The sequence below is a fragment of the Prevotella sp. C561 genome, assembly GCF_000224595.1.
GTDB classification, from domain to species: Bacteria; Bacteroidota; Bacteroidia; order Bacteroidales; family Bacteroidaceae; genus Prevotella; species Prevotella jejuni.
This window is the reverse complement of record NZ_JH114148.1, coordinates 23,939-41,911: the sequence shown is the minus strand read 5'-3', so window position 1 is coordinate 41,911 and position 17,973 is coordinate 23,939. Positions and strand designations below refer to the sequence as shown.

12 protein-coding genes and 5 tRNA genes are annotated in these 17,973 nt (G+C 41.4%); 2 read left to right on the top strand and 15 right to left on the bottom strand.

Annotated elements, in window-relative coordinates:
* Positions 1–2 precede the first annotated feature (2 nt).
* From secE to rpsU, 10 genes are all read right to left on the bottom strand, one after another.
* Positions 3–194, bottom strand: coding sequence for a preprotein translocase subunit SecE (gene secE, locus HMPREF0666_RS18695; protein ID WP_004361442.1), 192 nt, complete (start codon positions 192–194; stop codon positions 3–5).
* Between the two features lie 17 nt (positions 195–211).
* Positions 212–284, bottom strand: a tRNA-Trp gene (locus tag HMPREF0666_RS10630).
* Positions 285–344: 60 nt separating this feature from the next.
* A complete protein-coding gene (gene tuf / locus HMPREF0666_RS10625; RefSeq protein ID WP_009012371.1) occupies positions 345–1,541 on the bottom strand; it encodes an elongation factor Tu in 1,197 nt (398 codons plus the stop codon).
* Positions 1,542–1,612: 71 nt separating this feature from the next.
* A tRNA-Thr gene (locus tag HMPREF0666_RS10620) sits at positions 1,613–1,684 on the bottom strand.
* Between the two features lie 10 nt (positions 1,685–1,694).
* Positions 1,695–1,767: transfer RNA gene (locus HMPREF0666_RS10615), tRNA-Gly, on the bottom strand.
* 18 nt (positions 1,768–1,785) lie between these two features.
* A tRNA-Tyr gene (locus tag HMPREF0666_RS10610) sits at positions 1,786–1,867 on the bottom strand.
* Positions 1,868–1,894: 27 nt separating this feature from the next.
* Positions 1,895–1,968: transfer RNA gene (locus tag HMPREF0666_RS10605), tRNA-Thr, on the bottom strand.
* Positions 1,969–2,056: 88 nt separating this feature from the next.
* Positions 2,057–2,356: a ribosome hibernation-promoting factor, HPF/YfiA family gene (gene hpf / locus HMPREF0666_RS10600; RefSeq protein WP_009012370.1), complete on the bottom strand. Its 300-nt coding sequence runs from the start codon at positions 2,354–2,356 to the stop codon at positions 2,057–2,059.
* Positions 2,357–2,378: 22 nt separating this feature from the next.
* Positions 2,379–3,263 (bottom strand): tyrosine recombinase XerC, encoded by an 885-nt coding sequence (gene xerC, locus HMPREF0666_RS10595; RefSeq protein WP_009012369.1) that lies wholly within the window; start codon positions 3,261–3,263, stop codon positions 2,379–2,381.
* A gap of 71 nt (positions 3,264–3,334) precedes the next feature.
* Positions 3,335–3,526 (bottom strand): 30S ribosomal protein S21, encoded by a 192-nt coding sequence (gene rpsU, locus HMPREF0666_RS10590; protein WP_009012368.1) that lies wholly within the window; start codon positions 3,524–3,526, stop codon positions 3,335–3,337.
* A 667-nt stretch (positions 3,527–4,193) separates the two neighbouring features.
* On the opposite strand from rpsU, the gene HMPREF0666_RS17400 reads away from it, so the two are divergent.
* On the top strand, positions 4,194–4,388 hold the full coding sequence (locus tag HMPREF0666_RS17400) for a hypothetical protein (RefSeq protein ID WP_232214098.1): 195 nt from the start codon (positions 4,194–4,196) through the stop codon (positions 4,386–4,388).
* Positions 4,389–4,550: 162 nt separating this feature from the next.
* On the opposite strand, the gene HMPREF0666_RS10585 is transcribed toward HMPREF0666_RS17400, so the two are convergent.
* Positions 4,551–6,335: an aminopeptidase P family protein gene (locus tag HMPREF0666_RS10585; protein ID WP_009012367.1), complete on the bottom strand. Its 1,785-nt coding sequence runs from the start codon at positions 6,333–6,335 to the stop codon at positions 4,551–4,553.
* Between the two features lie 266 nt (positions 6,336–6,601).
* On the opposite strand from HMPREF0666_RS10585, the gene HMPREF0666_RS10580 reads away from it, so the two are divergent.
* A complete protein-coding gene (locus HMPREF0666_RS10580) occupies positions 6,602–7,594 on the top strand; it encodes a malate dehydrogenase (protein WP_009012366.1) in 993 nt (330 codons plus the stop codon).
* A gap of 225 nt (positions 7,595–7,819) precedes the next feature.
* Here the strand turns inward: HMPREF0666_RS10580 and HMPREF0666_RS10575 are convergent, their stop codons facing one another.
* From HMPREF0666_RS10575 to HMPREF0666_RS10560, 4 genes are all read right to left on the bottom strand, one after another.
* The gene (locus tag HMPREF0666_RS10575; protein ID WP_009012365.1) at positions 7,820–9,067 is read right to left on the bottom strand and encodes a hypothetical protein; all 1,248 of its coding nucleotides are present in this window, start codon (positions 9,065–9,067) and stop codon (positions 7,820–7,822) included.
* Positions 9,068–9,182: 115 nt separating this feature from the next.
* Positions 9,183–11,357, bottom strand: coding sequence for a TonB-dependent siderophore receptor (locus HMPREF0666_RS10570; protein ID WP_009012364.1), 2,175 nt, complete (start codon positions 11,355–11,357; stop codon positions 9,183–9,185).
* Positions 11,358–12,715: 1,358 nt separating this feature from the next.
* Positions 12,716–14,305: a SusD family outer membrane lipoprotein NanU gene (gene nanU, locus HMPREF0666_RS10565; protein ID WP_009012363.1), complete on the bottom strand. Its 1,590-nt coding sequence runs from the start codon at positions 14,303–14,305 to the stop codon at positions 12,716–12,718.
* Between the two features lie 19 nt (positions 14,306–14,324).
* Positions 14,325–17,678, bottom strand: coding sequence for a TonB-dependent receptor (locus tag HMPREF0666_RS10560; protein WP_042856294.1), 3,354 nt, complete (start codon positions 17,676–17,678; stop codon positions 14,325–14,327).
* Positions 17,679–17,973 lie beyond the last annotated feature (295 nt).

Here is a 17,973-nt window from a genome sequence, read left to right as displayed (position 1 = left end):
AATTATCTTGGGTATACAAATTCCATAACACGCTGGAAAACTGAATCCATAGCAAACACTACCAATGCAATGATAACGGAAGCAGATATAACTACCATTGCACTATGTGTAAGCTGTGCGCGTGATGGCCATGTAGTTTTATGCGCAAGTTCGTCGTAGCAAGCCTTGCAATAATTAACTATCTTATTAAACATAAAATCTATTCTTTTTGCACGGGTTGAAGGGCTCGAACCCTCGACACCTGGTTTTGGAGACCAGTGCTCTACCAACTGAGCTAAACCCGTAAGTTAGTTCCCGATTCCCAAGAAAACCGGGAACTATATCTTGTAATATAAGATTACTGATTAGTTTACGTCTGGGAGAATCTCTGTAATCTGACCAGAACCTACTGTACGACCACCCTCACGGATAGCGAAACGAAGACCCTCGTTCAAAGCAACCTTATAGATCAATACAACCTCAATCTCTACGTTATCACCTGGCATAACCATTTCAACGCCCTCTGGGAGGTGGATTTCACCTGTACAGTCCATTGTACGGAGGTAGAACTGTGGACGATATTTGTTACCGAATGGAGTATGACGACCACCCTCTTCCTTCTTCAATACATAGATAGATGCCTTGAAGTGATCGTGAGGAGTGATAGCTCCTGGGTGTACGACAACCATACCACGCTTAACCTCAGCCTTATCGATACCACGGAGGAGGAGACCTACGTTGTCACCAGCCTGACCAGTTGGAAGGTTCTTACGGAACATCTCAACACCAGTGATAACAGACTTCTTGTCCTCACCGAGACCGAGCAACTGAACCTCATCACCTACCTTACAGATACCAGTTTCGATACGACCTGTAGCAACAGTACCACGACCTGTGATAGAGAATACATCCTCAACAGGCATCAAGAATGGCTTGTCAATCTCACGCTCTGGCTCTTCAATCCAAGTATCAACAGTGTTCATGAGCTCCATTACAGAGTCAACCCACTTCTCAACACCATTAAGAGCACCGAGTGCAGAACCACGGATGATAGGAGTATCCTCCTCATAACCGTACTGCTCGAGAATCTCACGAACCTCCATCTCAACGAGGTCAAGCATCTCCTCATCGTCAACCATATCACACTTGTTCAAGAATACAACCAAGCGAGGTACGTTTACCTGACGAGCGAGCAATACGTGCTCACGAGTCTGAGGCATAGGACCGTCAGTAGCAGCTACAACCAAGATAGCACCATCCATCTGAGCAGCACCAGTTACCATGTTCTTAACATAGTCGGCGTGACCCGGACAGTCTACGTGTGCGTAGTGACGGTTAGCTGTTTCGTACTCAATATGTGCAGAGTTAATGGTAATACCACGCTCTTTCTCCTCAGGAGCATTATCAATCTGATCGAAAGACTTAACATCTTCTGTACCGAAGCCCTTCTCGTGAAGAACCTTTGAGATTGCTGCAGTAAGAGTGGTCTTACCGTGGTCAACGTGACCGATAGTACCAATGTTTACATGCGGTTTGGTGCGCACGAATTCTTCTTTAGCCATAGCTTTTTCTTATTTAATATTAAATGAATAATCTGTGCTTTTAGTTACACTAAATTAATAACAATTAGCAGAGCTGTAACTGAGAGTTGAACTCAGGACCTCTTCCTTACCAAGGAAGTGCTCTACCACTGAGCTATTACAGCAAAAGCTTAGAGCGGAAAACGGGGCTCAAACCCGCGACCCCCAGCTTGGAAGGCTAGTGCTCTATCAACTGAGCTATTTCCGCAAATTACATTTCTCAATGTGGGTAGTGATGGATTCGAACCACCGAAGCTAGAAGCAGCAGATTTACAGTCTGCCCCATTTGGCCACTCTGGAAACTACCCTCAGAAATGTATCCCCCTTTCAAGGAGAGCCTCTTGTCGGATTCGAACCAACGACCCCGAGATTACAAATCACGTGCTCTGGCCAACTGAGCTAAAGAGGCATTACTTTGCAGCCGAAGGCTACTTGTCGTAAAACGGCTGCAAAGGTAAGACTTTTATTTTAATCTCCAAAATATTTGAGAGATTTTTTTAATGCTTTCTTTGTTTTTCCTTAAACTTGGTGAGCTGAACCTTCATCGCATCTAAACAATTATCGATACCTTCTTCAAAAGTATCGCAAGTCTTTTCAACAAACAAGGTGTTACCTGGTACTGTTACTGATAGACTTGTTGTTTTATTTAAAGCTGTTGCTGGTTTCTCAACCTTCAATTGCACCTCTACTTTCTGAATGTCTTCGTAAGACTTTTCTAACTTCTCAGCCTTCTTGGTGATAAAGGCCTGTAACTTCTCGGTTGTGTCGAAATGAATCGACTGGATCTTAATTTCCATAGTTACCTCCGTTTTTAAAAGGTTAAGCCCTTGGATGGGCATTTTTATAGACTTTCTTCAACTGCTCAAAGGTTGTATGAGTATAAATCTCTGTCGTTGACAGACTCTCATGTCCAAGCAGTTTCTTTACACTTTCCAGTCCTGCATCATGATTGAGCATTGCCGTGGCAAATGTATGGCGAAGAACGTGTGGCGAACGTTTTTTCAACGTTGACACCTTTGATAGGTTTTTCTTAACCAATTCTCTCACCTGTTCACCTGTCATCCTTTTACCCTTCTCTGTTTGAAAGAAGGCTACGGAATCACCTTTTACAGTCGTATTGCGTACCTGTTGGTACTGTGCAAACAACTCGGTGAGTTCCTTTCCAAAGGGGATTATTCGTTGCTTATTTCTCTTACCTGTTACTTTGATTTCACAAGTGATATTATCAATATCCTTATCATCAAGACCTATCAATTCCGACAGACGTACACCCGTCTCATAGAATGTCACAATGATTGTACGTGCAAGTACATCCTTATAACTATCTGTCCACATCTTTGGATCCAGCAGTCTATCCATCTCCGACTCCTTAAGGAACTGAGGGAGCGGCTTTTGTTTTTTAGGACCTTGAAGACCATGAACAGGGTCTTTCTCAATAAGTTTACGGCGAAGTGCAAATCGATAGAACGATCTCAGCGCACTGAGCCTTCTATTGACCGACGAAGCAGAGTTACCTCTGTCCATCATGTACTCCATCCAATTTCTGACAACATCAGAGTCTACAGACTCCCAAGAGAGCAGCGGATCAAGTTCTTTATAAAACCGTTCAAACTCTATCAAGTCTTTACGATAATTGATTACCGTCAGTGGAGAATAATTTCTCTCGAACTTTATGTAATCTAAGAACTTATCTACCATCGGCACATTGTCAAACCATTTATATGGCAACGAATTTACGGAAATTAATCCAGACCACCAAATTTTTAAAGAAGATTTTACTCTTCTGCGTCGCGAAGATGCTGTACGTAAACGGCACGTTCCATCTTCAGGCGCTTCTTAACAGATGGTTTGTCAAACTGCTGACGAGCACGAAGCTCCTTAACAACACCTGTCTTCTCAAACTTTCTCTTGAACTTCTTGAGCGCGCGCTCGATGTTCTCACCGTCCTTTACTGGTACAATAATCATGCTTTTTGTTTTAAATTATTTATTAGTTAAACGTATTCAAAAGGGCATGACGCCACTTTTGCGCCTGCAAAGTTACACTTTATTCTCCTAACCTCCAAACGTTTGTGGATTTTTCTGCTTTGTTACCTCGTCTAAACATGTCAAACAGAACATTTCTTTATGCTAATTATCTACTGTCTTAATCAACTATCTAATTTATCGTAACAAGACTAATGTGCGTCTTATTATATGAGAGTTTTAGTTTATAACTCCATATTTTGGGAGAACCAAAAATATGTTCTTTTTTGAGAGAAAGTCCCCGAACCAACCCTATAAGGACCTTGATAAAAGAAGATAAAGTACGACACACGTGAGCAAAATTTTGTAGGGATAATTCATTCTTCCTTTTCCTCTCCATTCGAGAAGGGCTTGGGGATGATTCGAGAGAGGCCCCTTCTACATTCAAAAACATGCCCCTCTTGCCTAAAGAAGACGCCCTTCTTGGGGCAAGAAGGGCATCTTTTTCAACGCTATATATAACCTACTGATTTATTGCAGATTACAAGTTCTAACATAGAAGATATCTTACCCTTGTTTAAAGGGAGTTTAGCTCAAAACGTTGTAAGGATTTTTTTATTTTACTTTACCCTCCAAAGAATGGATTTATAATCGAGTTACTCGCATGGAGATGACGACAACTATAATAGCGCATATCATGCTTACAGGTTTCCACAGCCGAAACAGATATATAGTCACCCAAGCAGGGACTATGGAGAATGGTGGTTACTCCTCTTTCTACGAGTTCCCAACGTGTGCTACAAGCTGTCGCTCTATAAAACCAGACCATGAGAGAACGAAAGCCTCATCAACTTGTGCTACATAAAAAGGGACTACGTGGAGCACTCTCATGCATCATTACGGCATCTAAACACTTGCAGAGAAATAGAAACACAACCTATAAGTTCTGTTTGAAACATACCTCACAACGTTTGATATGTCCTACCTTCTTCGTATTGGGACAGAAGTTTTTTACGTACTATTGTACTTAAATAGCTTGAGTAGCTTCCTTCAGCCATGTTTTTTCAGCCTCATCAAGATAAGGCGACAGGGTCTCGTAGACACGACGATGATAGTTGTTCAGCCACTCACGTTCCTCAACACTCAACATCTCAAGTACTATCGGGGTTGTATCAATCGGTGCAAGTGTAAGTGTCTCAAACTTGAGGAACTCACCAAAAGCGGTTGTCTCCGCAGGAACAATGAGTAAAGTATTCTCTATGCGCACACCGAATTTCCCTTCAAGATAGAGTCCTGGTTCGTTGGTTACCGTCATACCAGCTTGCATAGGTGCTGGTCGCCACTCCATACGAATTTGATGAGGACCTTCATGTACATTGAGGTAACTCCCTACCCCATGTCCTGTACCATGCAGATAATTATAACCTTCACGCCACATCGGTGCACGAGCTATCGCATCCAACTGTGTTCCACAGGCTCCTGCAGGGAAATGAATCCTATCAAGTTGGATATGTCCTTTCAAAACTAAGGTATAGACTCGTCGTTGTTCCTCTGTCAGTTCACCCAAGGCAATGGTTCTCGTTATGTCTGTCGTACCATCTAAATACTGTGCACCACTATCAATAAGTACCAATCCATGTGGCTTTACTGGGATATCCGTCTCTGGTGTTGCCTCATAATGTACGATTGCTCCATGTTCTTCATACCCCACAATGGTGTCGAAGGAGATACCCTGAAACATAGGTTGCTCTGCACGTAGACCCGTCAAACGCTCGTCAAGCGATATCTCTGTCTCTCCGCCTTTCTCAACAGCAGCCTTAATCCACGCTAAAAACTTAACCATTGCGACTCCATCACGCAACATAGCCGCACGGAAGCAGTCCTGTTCAACCTTGTTCTTTATGGCTTTCATCATCGGTATTGGAGACGTTCCTACATGTAACTTTTCACTCTCCACCGCAGTAGATAAGTTGTAGTTAGTAGAACTAACGTCTATCAAAAGCGCTTTCCCAGCATATCTCTTCAAGCCCTCCACAACCACATCATACTCCTCTACATCTACATGCTCTGTAGAAAGATAGGCCTGCACTTCTTCTGATAATTTATCCTTATATATATATAAGGTAACTTTATCAGGAGCTATTAATAGATAAGAGACAAAGACCGGATTACAATGAACATCGTTTCCACGCAAATTCAGCACCCAAGCAATCTCGTCTAAGGCCGTAACTAACAGTCCGTCCGCACATTGTTTAACTAAACACTCACGTATTCGAGACAGTTTACTTTCTGTCGTCTCACCAGCATACTTCAATGGATGAAGACAGATCTTATTATTAGGAATGACAGGTCGGTCAAGCCATAGCACATCCATTGGATCATCAACACAACGCACCTGCATGTTCCCTTTTGTCGCCAAACTCTCTTTCAAATCAGCAACACTAACAAAAGTATTGACACTTCCGTCCACTCCAACAATAGGACTATCGTATTCTGTCAGCTCACTTGCTAACCACTCACTAATAGAAGGAGTACCTTCTACACGTTCTTTCATCAATAGAAACTCACTCCCCGCAAGTTCTTTTGCAGCTGCAATAAAGTAACGAGAATCCGTCCATAAGGCGGCGTGATGCAACGTTACTACGGCTGTACCAGCCGAGCCCGTGAAACCAGATATCCATTCACGAGTCTTCCAGTGGTCGGCCACATATTCACTATTATGGGGGTCACTACTTGGGAAAATAAAAGCAGTAAGCGCATTCTCCTTCATCCATCTGCGAAAAGCAACAAGGCGTTCATTGATTGTTTGCATAATATTTATTGGGTTAGAGGTTATAAAACAATACAAGAAAAGAAAATCTCTCCTATCCGCCTGCTAAGTTAATCAATAATTTCATAACATCCAAATCAAGAAGAACAAGAAATATCTATAAATGCAAAACCGACTTTACAAAGGCCCGCCCTTTTATAAATAATAACACAAATAATTCATTCTTTTTCTTCTCACATACTCTTTTTTTATTAACTTTGCGGTATCGAACAAAAGGGAAAATATACTTTTAAAATAAAATATTTATTATGAATTACTTAACAAACGAGAAACTTGTTATCGTCGGTGCAGGCGGTATGATTGGTTCAAACATGGTTCAGACCGCTCTCACACTCGGTCTTACTCCTAACATCTGTCTATATGATATCTATGAGCCAGGCGTTCATGGTGTATTCGACGAGATGGAGCAGTGCGCTTTCCCAGGTGCTAACCTCTCTTACACCGTTGACCCTGCTGAGGCATTCACTGGTGCTAAGTACATCATCTCTTCTGGTGGTGCTCCTCGTAAGGAAGGTATGACACGTGAGGACTTGTTGAAGGGTAACTGCAAGATTGCAGCTGACTTCGGTGAGAACATCAAGAAGTACTGCCCAGACGTTAAGCACGTTGTTGTTATCTTCAACCCAGCTGACGTTACTGCATTGACAGCTCTTATCCACTCTGGTTTGAAGCCAAATCAGTTGACATCACTCGCTGCTCTCGACTCAACTCGTCTACAGCAGGCTTTGGCTCATGAGTTCGGTGTACAGCAGGATAAGGTTACTGGTGCACACACCTACGGTGGTCACGGTGAGCAGATGGCTGTATTTGCTTCTCAGGTTAAGGTTGATGGCAAGCCATTGTCAGAGATGGGTCTCTCAGCTGAGCGTTGGGAAGAGATTAAGCATCATACAGTACAGGGTGGTTCAAACATCATCAAGCTTCGTGGCCGTAGCTCATTCCAGAGTCCAGCTTACAACGCTGTTAAGATGATTGAGGCTGCTATGGGTGGTGAGAAGTTCACCTTGCCAGCAGGTTGCTACGTTAACGACGAGAAGCTCGGCTTCAAGAACGTTATGATGGCTATGCCTACAACAATCGACGCTACTGGTGTTCACTACACTGAGCCAACAGGTACTCCAGAGGAGATGGCTTCTCTTCAGGCTTCTTACGAGCACCTCTGCAAGATGCGTGAGGAAATCATCAGTCTCGACATCGTACCAGCTGTTGCTGAATGGAAGAACGACAACGCGAATTTGTAAGTTAGTTGACGAGTTAACGAGTTGACAAGTTAACGAGTTATCTGATTACAAAGCAAAACATAAAAAGCAATCAACTTTTCGTTGGTTGCCTTTTTTATTGTACAAAGATAAGTTCGGTGACGAGTTAACAAGGTGACGAGTTAACAAGTTATATGTTTACAAAGCAAAATAAAAAGAGGATGTATCAATTTTGACACACCCTCTTCTCTATTATACAAAGCTTAATTACTTCTCAAAGCTATGGAAGAAGCAAGGGTTACCCTTCACTTGAATGATAGGACCTGATACTTCTTTCGTATCTGGATTGTAAGTGTAGAAGCCTGTAGCCTTCTTATTAGCACTACCGAAGACTATCAAATTCTTATGCTTAGCAACTGCAATACATTGAGGATTAGAAATCTCCATTCCGTTGATAAGCGTCATCGTCTTTTGCTTCAAATCAACAACGATTGGAACAGATGTAAAGCTGAGGTATGGATTTGTCAGACCATCAGGAGCAAGTGCGAATGAGTTTCCATAAATATATAGTAAACCCTTACCCGCATAACACATAGCTACGATATAGTCTATATGCTTGGTTGAAAGACCTGCAACCTCTGTCTTATCAAGACGAATCAGGAAGTCTGGGTCAATCTCTGTAGAACCATTCTTTATACGAGCGATACCACCATTCAGTCCAGGAACAAAACCGAATGAACCAACACAGTTAAAGTAAATATCCTTATTCTCATCCATAAAGATTGAACCAGCATCAATAGGACGAGTAGCAAAACACATTCCCAAAGACTCATTAACAATGTGTTTCTCCACCTTATTTGTCTTCACATCAATCATAGCAAACTCTATGTTATTACGTGTTGGCATATACTGAGCATTCATTTGGTTCAGTCCAACAAAGAGTTTACCATCACGAATAATCATTGCAGCAGGTGCAACCCTCGTATCTGACTGTTTCAGATTATTAAGGTCAATATCAGCAATCTTTGTCATAGTTGTTGGGTTGAATACCATCACAACACCAATACCTTGTAAACTGACGTATGCTTTCTCACTACTTGCTTCTACGATGTTACATGCTGCAGCACCAGCAGGAATAGACAAGGCGCCTTCTTTCTTCCATGTACCATCGTTCATAATTCTATAGCGGTTTATCTCTGCCTTCGTATTACCCATATAATCAGGGAAAGTATAGACATTGCCCGACTCTGTTACAATTGGCGTAGAACCAAAACCGCAAGGAATACTATTGCTATTATCATAAGTACCAGGCAACAGACTTGGTAATGCTTGTAAATATACATTACCACTATTACCCTCTGGATTGGTAATTCCCGTTGCGAAGACAACTCCATGGAAGTCCTTATTACCAGGATTAGGTTTAGGACCAGGTGTTGGGTCGTCACCATTGTTTCCACAAGCGGTAAACATAGCCATCACAACAATGGCTGAAAGAATTGATTTGAGCTTTTTCATTGTTCTCTTTATTTAATATTAATATTATCTCTATAGACACACAAGATGCCCTTTCTTTATGAATCATACTTTATTCTTTCATGTAACTTAATGCAAAATAAAGTCTTATTGCCTCTTACTTCAGAAGGTATCTTACCTTTACTCCTATATATCTTCCTGGCAGAGGACGATTAAATTCTGATACAACACGGCGATTAGTGAGATTCTTTACTTTAAATGTCAGAACCCATTGGTCGTTCTTGAAACTATGTTCTATGGCTGCATCCATCGTCAACGCAGAAGGAATCTTCTTATCTTGATACCGACTTACTTCAAAATCATAGAAATACGTATGCACGTACGAAGCGTCAAAGAGGAAACGGGTGTTCTGTTCCTTTCCTCCAAAGAGATTCTCTTTATGGAACTCTGCGCCAAAGTTTGCTAACAAATAAGGTACGTTTGGTATACGTTTCATATAAGTGGGATTCTCGACAGTAGTACCAGGAGTTAACTTTCTCACGTCACGAAGGTCTTGATAAGTACCATTCGCATAAAGATAGAGTACTGGACAGACATCTCCTTTAACATCAAGTTCAACACCTCTCGTACGAACACTACCAAAGTTACGATAGCGAGCCATCGTAGGAATCATATCAGGCGTGAACCTTATCATGTCTTTCAACTGATTATAAAATCCATTCAACTCTATCTCAACAAGTCCTCCATCTTGTTTTAAGTGACGATAAAGCATACCAAGATTGACACCAGATGTACGCTCAGGCTTCAAAGCTGGGGATGCAAGGATAGAATATCCATTACCTATCAACTCCTCACTTGTAGGTATTCGCACCTCTGAATTAAAAGAGCCCTTTAGCATCAAATCGTCTGTAAACTTATAACGAAAGGCATCACTAAAACCGAAATAAGATTTAAACACCTTTACAGGCTCTGGTGATCGTACCGAATAAACATCAATACTACGAGAATGAGATGAGAATATAAAGTTCTTAAACGTAAAAGCGTTTTGGAAACGACCATCAAAGAGGGTCAAATCGTATGATAAACCCGTTGTTAAGGTTTTCATCTTACTTGGGAAATTTGACTGAAATCCCAAGGCTTTATCCATTAAAGAGTCGTTTGGATGAAGTGAATTCCTATCAAAGTAAACATTCAGATTAACACCATGATGCTTATCTATGGTATATCCCAAATTAAGCTTCGACGTCAACTCGTTCGACCGATTTCTTCCGTCTGAAGGGAAGTTATTCTGCTCTCCTCCGTATGGAGAGACTGCAGGCAACTTGTTTCCGTCCCAATCATAACGATTTGAAGCCTTATCATTCAAACCATACCTGCCAATGAAATATCCTATATCAAAATCAAAATCGAGACCATCCAAAAAGAAATTCTTACGCTTTAGTGTCAATGTCGTCAATCCACTAACAGAATGGTTATAAGCCTCACGCACATCAAGGTCTATCCCTTGTATCTCCTGACGTGTCTTTAAGAAAATCAATTCCCACTTCACTTCATCAAACCACCATTTCGTAGCCTTAACTGACATTCCAGCCATGACTTTACTGAACTTATCATGATCTCTTTCTACTATTCTATTATCAAGATTTGCCAGGGTCATCTTATAATTGTTCTTTGAGAACGAGAAGGCTCCACCAATACCAAATTGTAGACCAGTTTTATGATTGGTACGCTTAAACACCGTTGATACCTGATGTGTGTTGAATGAACCCAGTTCGTATGAGAAATCAAAATAAACTGGTGGGTATTCCTTTGTTACTACATTAACAGCTCCGCCCAAGGCTGAGCCACCAAACTTATAAGGAACAATACCTTTATAAACCTCAATGCGCTCTATCATATTCGTTGGAATATCATTTAAGGCAACAAAGTTACTCAATTGCGACATCGGAATTTCATCCACATACATCCCCATACGCTTACCTTCTAAGCCACGGAGAGAGATGCGAGAGGCACTACCTAAACCTCCTGTGTTTCGTACAGTGACACCAACTGTACGCGCAAGTACGTCATTAATATTTGTCGCCGTACCTTGTAACTGACGCTGTCCTATAACAGATATAGGCATTGCCGACTCCTTCAACTTCCTAATCTCGCTACGTGCTGTCACCATAACTTCTTTCATCTCAACAGTTGTATCACGCTTATTCACCTCTTGTGCATTTCCACTAAGCATGAAAAAACTTGAAAAAAGTATTAGGCAAATCGCCTTTCTATATAACGAACAACTATTATACACCCCTGTACAGATAAGTATTTTTCTGTTATTCTTCATCTAACTTGTAGTTTAAAGACTCCGTGCTACAACGAATAGAGTCTTAAGTAAAAAATATGTATTCAACTATCGATACAAAGGTATTAATATTCTATAGAGCGTGCAATACCTAAAAGTTAGTAAACCAACTGACAATAAGCAAGTCTACTATTAGAACAAATAGTCAAATGTATAGATTATTGGTTACCCAGCACCATCAGTGTTCGCTATAAATATTACATGTACTAAATATCAGTTCACCATTAAAAGATAGAACATAAAACTCTTTATAATATATAATAAACATACAGTAAGGTACAGCGAATTAATTGATATAAAATGCTTATCTGATAATACTTATAGAAAATATACCATCTTGCTAATTACAAGCAAAAGAAAGGGTCCTCAGCATTTTAGGGTGATAATGATTTGCCTAAGCTTAGGTCTCTGACAAAAAGTCACACAGAGAAAAGGCGAGTACGGAGTTTATTAAAACAAAACACTGGCACGCACGTAGGCACCATCGGTGCGGGGGGCGACGTAGATAGTTTGTCAGCTTCGTTTGAGACTTTATACCCAAAGCATTTATCTCAAGAGTTATCAAGAATCTGTACACTACACCTCTTTTGATCTTTGTGCCATTAGCTCCTCCGTGCTATTGCCTTTACCTCCGTTCACTCCGTAACTCTATGTACCTTATTATATATGAGTTTTAGTTTATCATTCCATATTTCGCAAGAACCAAAAACCATTAAACAGTAGACAGATATTGTTGAGATTTTTTGCTAACCACTTTCTTCTCCATTCGACAGAAGGCTGAAGAAGCAAGAAGAAGAGGCTCGTTAGTATTCAAGAACATGCCTTTCTTGCATGTTGAAGACGCCCTTCTTGATGCAAGAAGGACATCTTCTTTAATATTGAATGCAACTTGTTGATTTACAATTTATTATAAATCCTATGAATAAGGATATTATACCCTTGCATTGAAGCTATCTGACTCGATTGGATGTAAGGTATTTTCATAAGATTGTGGTAGCAGCATCCTACTGGCGAAGTTCCCTTTCTAAAGTGTTTCTCTATCCCTAAGGATGTTATGAAGGATACCTACAAAACTGTTAGATCCATCTTCAGCCAACTTTGTCAGTGATATAACAGCCAGCTTCGTCTCATAAGCCTACTAAAAAGTTATCAGAAATCTGTACGCTACACCTCCGTGACTTTGTCTTTACTTCCGTCCCTCCTGTCCTTCTGCGTGCCTTATTATATGAGAGTTTTAGTTTATCATTCCAAATTTTGGAAGACCCAAAAGAAAAAGGGGAAAGACGAGAACACTTTCCCGCACCTTCCCCTATAGAAATAAAATTCAATGGTTTTTTTGATTAATCTCCGTAGCCCGGAGTTTGTACCAACTCAGCATTGGTTGACTTCGTTGTCTCATCAATAGGCCACAACAAACGATTTGCGTTTGCCGTTGAATACTTAGTAGCCTTATCAACCAAACGGATATCGTGCCAACGCTTCCCTTCAAACAAGAACTCACGCATACGCTCTTTAAGGATAGCCTCTATTGGGTCCTCATCACCACCAACAAATGGGTTATCGGTGTAGAAAGTGGTCAGCGCAGTACTACCGCCAGTACTTACATCATTTGGATATTGCACCTCTGTATGAGCATTGAAGTAGGTTGCACCGTATGCACGACGACGAACTTGATTGATTTCTGTTGATGGGTCCTGACCTAAGAAAGCCTTAGCCTCAGCAATACCAAGCAGACACTCTGCATAACGATAGATAGGTTGATCATCATACCATGATGTGGCAGAACTACCAGCAAGCAATGTCCCGTGGAACTTATTACAGATATTACCCACGTAGGAACCATCTGAAGCCTGATAAACATCAGCCAAAGAAGCTTTCTTACGCTTGTCATTATCATTTGTATAGAGTTTCGTCCACAAACGTTTATCCAATGGGAAACGCATTACACCACTACCTAAACGCAGGTTTAGATTCGGTGACTCACTAAACTGAATTGCCTGACCAGCATCGTTATGCAGACGATAAGCACCTACATTCTGCTTGTTCATTACGAGTGAAGTGTAAAGTCCGCCCCACAAAGAAGTTTCGTTCTCACGATTATGGAGTGCATAGATAATCTCTTTGTTCTCCTTGTTATCATAAGCAAAGACATCTTCAAAATTATCAAGCAGACTCACATCCGCATTATTTTGAACATCTTGATAAGCTGTAAGCGCAGTCTGATAGTCGGCAGTACCACCACCCATCTGCTTTCCACTCCACAGGTAAACCTCGCCCTTGAGCATCTTCGTTGCAGCAAGCGACCAATAAGTACGACCATTGGTGAACTTATAGTTATTGTTATAAGCGGTCTCTGAAGCCAAGATGTCTGCCTTAATCTGCTTCATTACGTCAGCAGCAGCATCCTGCTTACGGGCAACCTTACTCAAGACGATAGTTTTTCCTTCCGTATGTTGTAGATAGACAATAACATCACCATAGGTGCGGAGCAACTGAAAATACAAGAAGGCACGCATACCATGAGCCCCTCCAAGATAGCTATTCTTCTCCGCATCGGTAAGATAGTCGGCTTCCTTCACCTTATCTATCATCAAATTGATTTGGTTGATACCAGTGTAAAGACCTCCATAGTTGCCTACCACCGCACTACTCTTCTCAAGTGTGTTATTCCATAGACGGTCATACCCCTGTGGAGCCTCACCACTAAAAGCGGTTCCACTATAGATATTACTTCGCATCTCACCCCAGACGATATACTTGTCGGCATAGCTTCGCATCCAAGAACTCAGTCCTTGATTGAAAGCTTGTACTTGATCAGGATTCTTCCAGTAGTTTGCATCGGTAATAGTACTAACTGGCTCAATGTCCATACAGCCTGTCAGAGCTAAACCGAGAGCTGCAGCTGTTATATAGGATAGTAACTTTTTCATTGTAAGTAACATTGCTTAATTAAAATGTAACGTTTAATCCAAAGATAAGTGTACGTGGAGTTGGATAGCGACCGTAGTCATATCCACCTGCCGGCTCTGGCGAAGCACCGTCATAAGGGGTAAGATAGAAGAGGTTCTGTCCTGTCACATAAACATTGGCATTCGCCATCTTCATTGCCTTAATCCATGTTCTTGGTAAGGTATAACTCAATGTTATCTCACGCAAAGCCATGTAACCAGCCTTCTCGAAGAACTTAGAGCCTTCACGCCAGATATTCTGCTTATTCAACTGGTCGGCATAACTGAATGCTGGATAGCTGGCACCTGGATTGGTCTCAGTCCACATATCCTCTACATTCTCTATAAGATTGAACTGTCCTTGATACTGTCCCATAGAGCGAGCCTTGAGGTCATTGTAGATTGTATGACCCAAAGCGTAATCGAAACGAGCAAATAATGAGAGGTTCTTATAGCTTAACGTACTTGTCCAACCACCTGTTACCGTTGGTCTTGAGTTACCCAACACCTTGCGGTCGAGTGAGTTGATGATACCATCTTCATTGATATCCTCCCAGCAAACATCACCAGGTTCAATAGCCTTCCAGCCTGTTGAGTTCTTATAAAGCACTCCTGTCTGTGGGTTTATCTCATCAGCAAGACCTGGACCGTACAACTTTGCAATGTTATCAATACGCTTGTTAGCATTTGCCTTTACATCATCCCAATCTCTAAAGATGTGATCTTGGCTGTAACCATAGAGTTCTCCGAGTGTTCCACCCTCACGATAACCACCAATCCACTTAGTTGGAGTCTTGCCATCAGCGCCAACCTTGCCTGCAGCAACCTCTACTCCTTGGAGTTGATTGAATGGACGGTCGCTCTTAGGAAGCTGAATAATCGTATTCTTTACGGTTGAGAGATTAAAAGAGAGGTCCCAACGGAAACTGTTCTTCAGGTGAATAGGAGTAGCACGCACCTCCATTTCAAAGCCTTGATTACGCAACTTACCCAAGTTTGTTTGGATAGAAGAGAAACCTAAGTAGGAAGGAAGACTCACGCTCTGAAGCAGATTACTCGTATTACGAACGTAGTAATCGAGAATCAATGACAAACGATTCTTAAAGAAGCCGAGGTCAAGACCAGCCTCAAACGTGTGACTCTGCTCCCACTTTAAGGCTGTATTCACAAGCGAACGGTCGTAGAAAGCTGTGTTACCATGATAGTTTGTAAGTTGGTCATAGATTCCATAGATATAGAAATCACCAATACCACTCACATTACCATTGCTACCATAACTGATACGAGGCTTGATATTGCTAACAAAGTTCGACAACTTAGACTCCTTCCAGAAGTCTTCTTCCATCATGTTCCAGCCCAAAGAGATACCAGGGAAGAAGCCCCAACGGTTATCTTTCAGCTTAGAGTTACCATCATAACGGAATGTGAAGCTAAGCAGATACTTTTGTTTGTAATCATAGTTGAAACGTCCAAAGAGAGACTCAATACGATTACCAGATTTCTCAGACTTAGGATTGCTATCCTTATCAGCACCAGCATTGAGTGTAGGGATATCATCTGTAGGTGAATTCTTTGTAGAAGCATTCATCCAGAAGTAGTTATAATCATAATACTCAGCACCCAACATCAAGTCAACATTATGATGTTCAGCAAACGTATTGAAATAGTTCAACGTCGTATTTAGCTGTATCTGTGTATCCTTAAACATATATGCGTAGGCACGACGGGTCGTGTTTATGCTATTAGGATTGCTCTGTGTGTAATAAGCTTTATTGAAACTTTCATTCTGATTCAGCACATGATAAATAGATCCATTAGCTGACATCTTCAGATGCTTAGGTATTAATGTCAAGTCAAAGCCTATGTTGAAGGTTTCTGAACGTGAACCATTCTCCATCGTGAGTTTATCATTCCAATACATATAGTTACCATCTGAGCTACTCCAACCTGGTGCTGGAGAGCCATCAGCAAGGTAAGGATTCCATGTAGGACGCTGTGAACGGGTACGATAGAACAAAGAACTCCATGAACCAAAATAACTATCTGGCTTCGTAAACCATGTGTACTGCGCACCAGCACGTACCTTCAACCAAGGTTTGATTTGATAGTCACCCTTCACGCTACCAGTGAAACGACGGAAAGAAGTATTGCGTACAACTCCATTCTCATTATAGTAACCTAAGGAAGCAACGAAGGATCCCATGTTATTACCACCGCTGAAGCTCAGATAATGGTCTTGCGTAAGGGTTTGATTATGGTAGATTGCATCTTCTAAAAGACCTCCATAATCCTTAAAGATAAGCTTTGCACCGTTTGTAGCACCATAGTAAGGGTCGTCCATAACCTCCCATCCTTCTTCAGTTAGCAGTCTCTGGTGTTCAGGGTTGGTTGCATCGTAATACATAACATCCGTTCGTGGAGTGTAATCAGTATATCCACGGCCAGAATAACCATTCTGTGCATCGACATTAGCAGCCCTTCCATGTCCTTCCATAGCATCTGCATAACGCTTGAAGCCCATTCGGTTATAGTAAAGATAGTTGCGGGCATTCATAAACTTGTAGTCATCACGTTTGAAGTTTACACCTACCTTCAAACGATAGTTAATGCTTGAACTTCCTGCTTGAGCGCGCTTTGTTGTAACAAGGATTACACCACCGTTTGCTCTCGCACCATAAATTGCTGTTGAGGCAGCATCTTTCAAAACTTCGATAGACTCGATATCAGCTGGGTTAATCTCTGACAAAGTACGCTCAACACCATCAACGATAATCAATGCAGGAGCACTTCCTGTGATAGAAGCACCACCACGCAAGGTGATAGAAGGCGCAGTACCTGGCTGACCAGAGCTATTGACAACCTGAAGACCTGTCACACTACCCTGCAACGCACTACCGACATTTGAGAAAGCTGCCGCATCTAACACCTTATTATCCATCTTAGAGATAGCTGTTGTCAACGTAGCACGCTTCTGTTGACCACCGTAACCTGTCACAATCAGCTCGTTTAGCGCATGTTGCTCCTCTTTCAACTTCACTTTAATGTCCTGTCCATCCCATTTCAACTCCTTTGATTCCATACCAATGTAACTGATAACAAGAACACTACCAGGAGGGATATTCGACAGTATGAAACGACCGTCTAAATCAGTGGCGGCCCCATTACTTGTACCTTTCACTTGAACAGTGGCACCAACAATGGGTTCGCCTTGTTCATCAAGAATAACACCTGTGCATCTTCCTGATTGCTGTACGCTCTGAACAGGCAGCTTTGACACAGCATACCCTTGCGTTGGCATCAAGAATGACACACTCATGCATAACGTAAAACCAATTGGCTTGATGTGTAAGATCATACGCATCTAACTTTTTAATAGATAAAGATTGTTTAGTATCCTCCGCAAAGCAGTTGGCAAAGAGAGACATGCCTCAACCACACGAAAGAATATAAAATTATTATATGAAATCTTATTTATGTTCACGAAATTAATAGGTCAATACGGAAGAGAGACTTTTCTTCTCACCGCTGAAGACGCTATTCATCGATATTATATTGTTTAAGTTGGTTGAGACAAAAGTAGGGACTTTTTTTAGTTGCCACAAATTATACTAATAAATATTTTCTAAATAATCATTAATTTTAATCAAGGC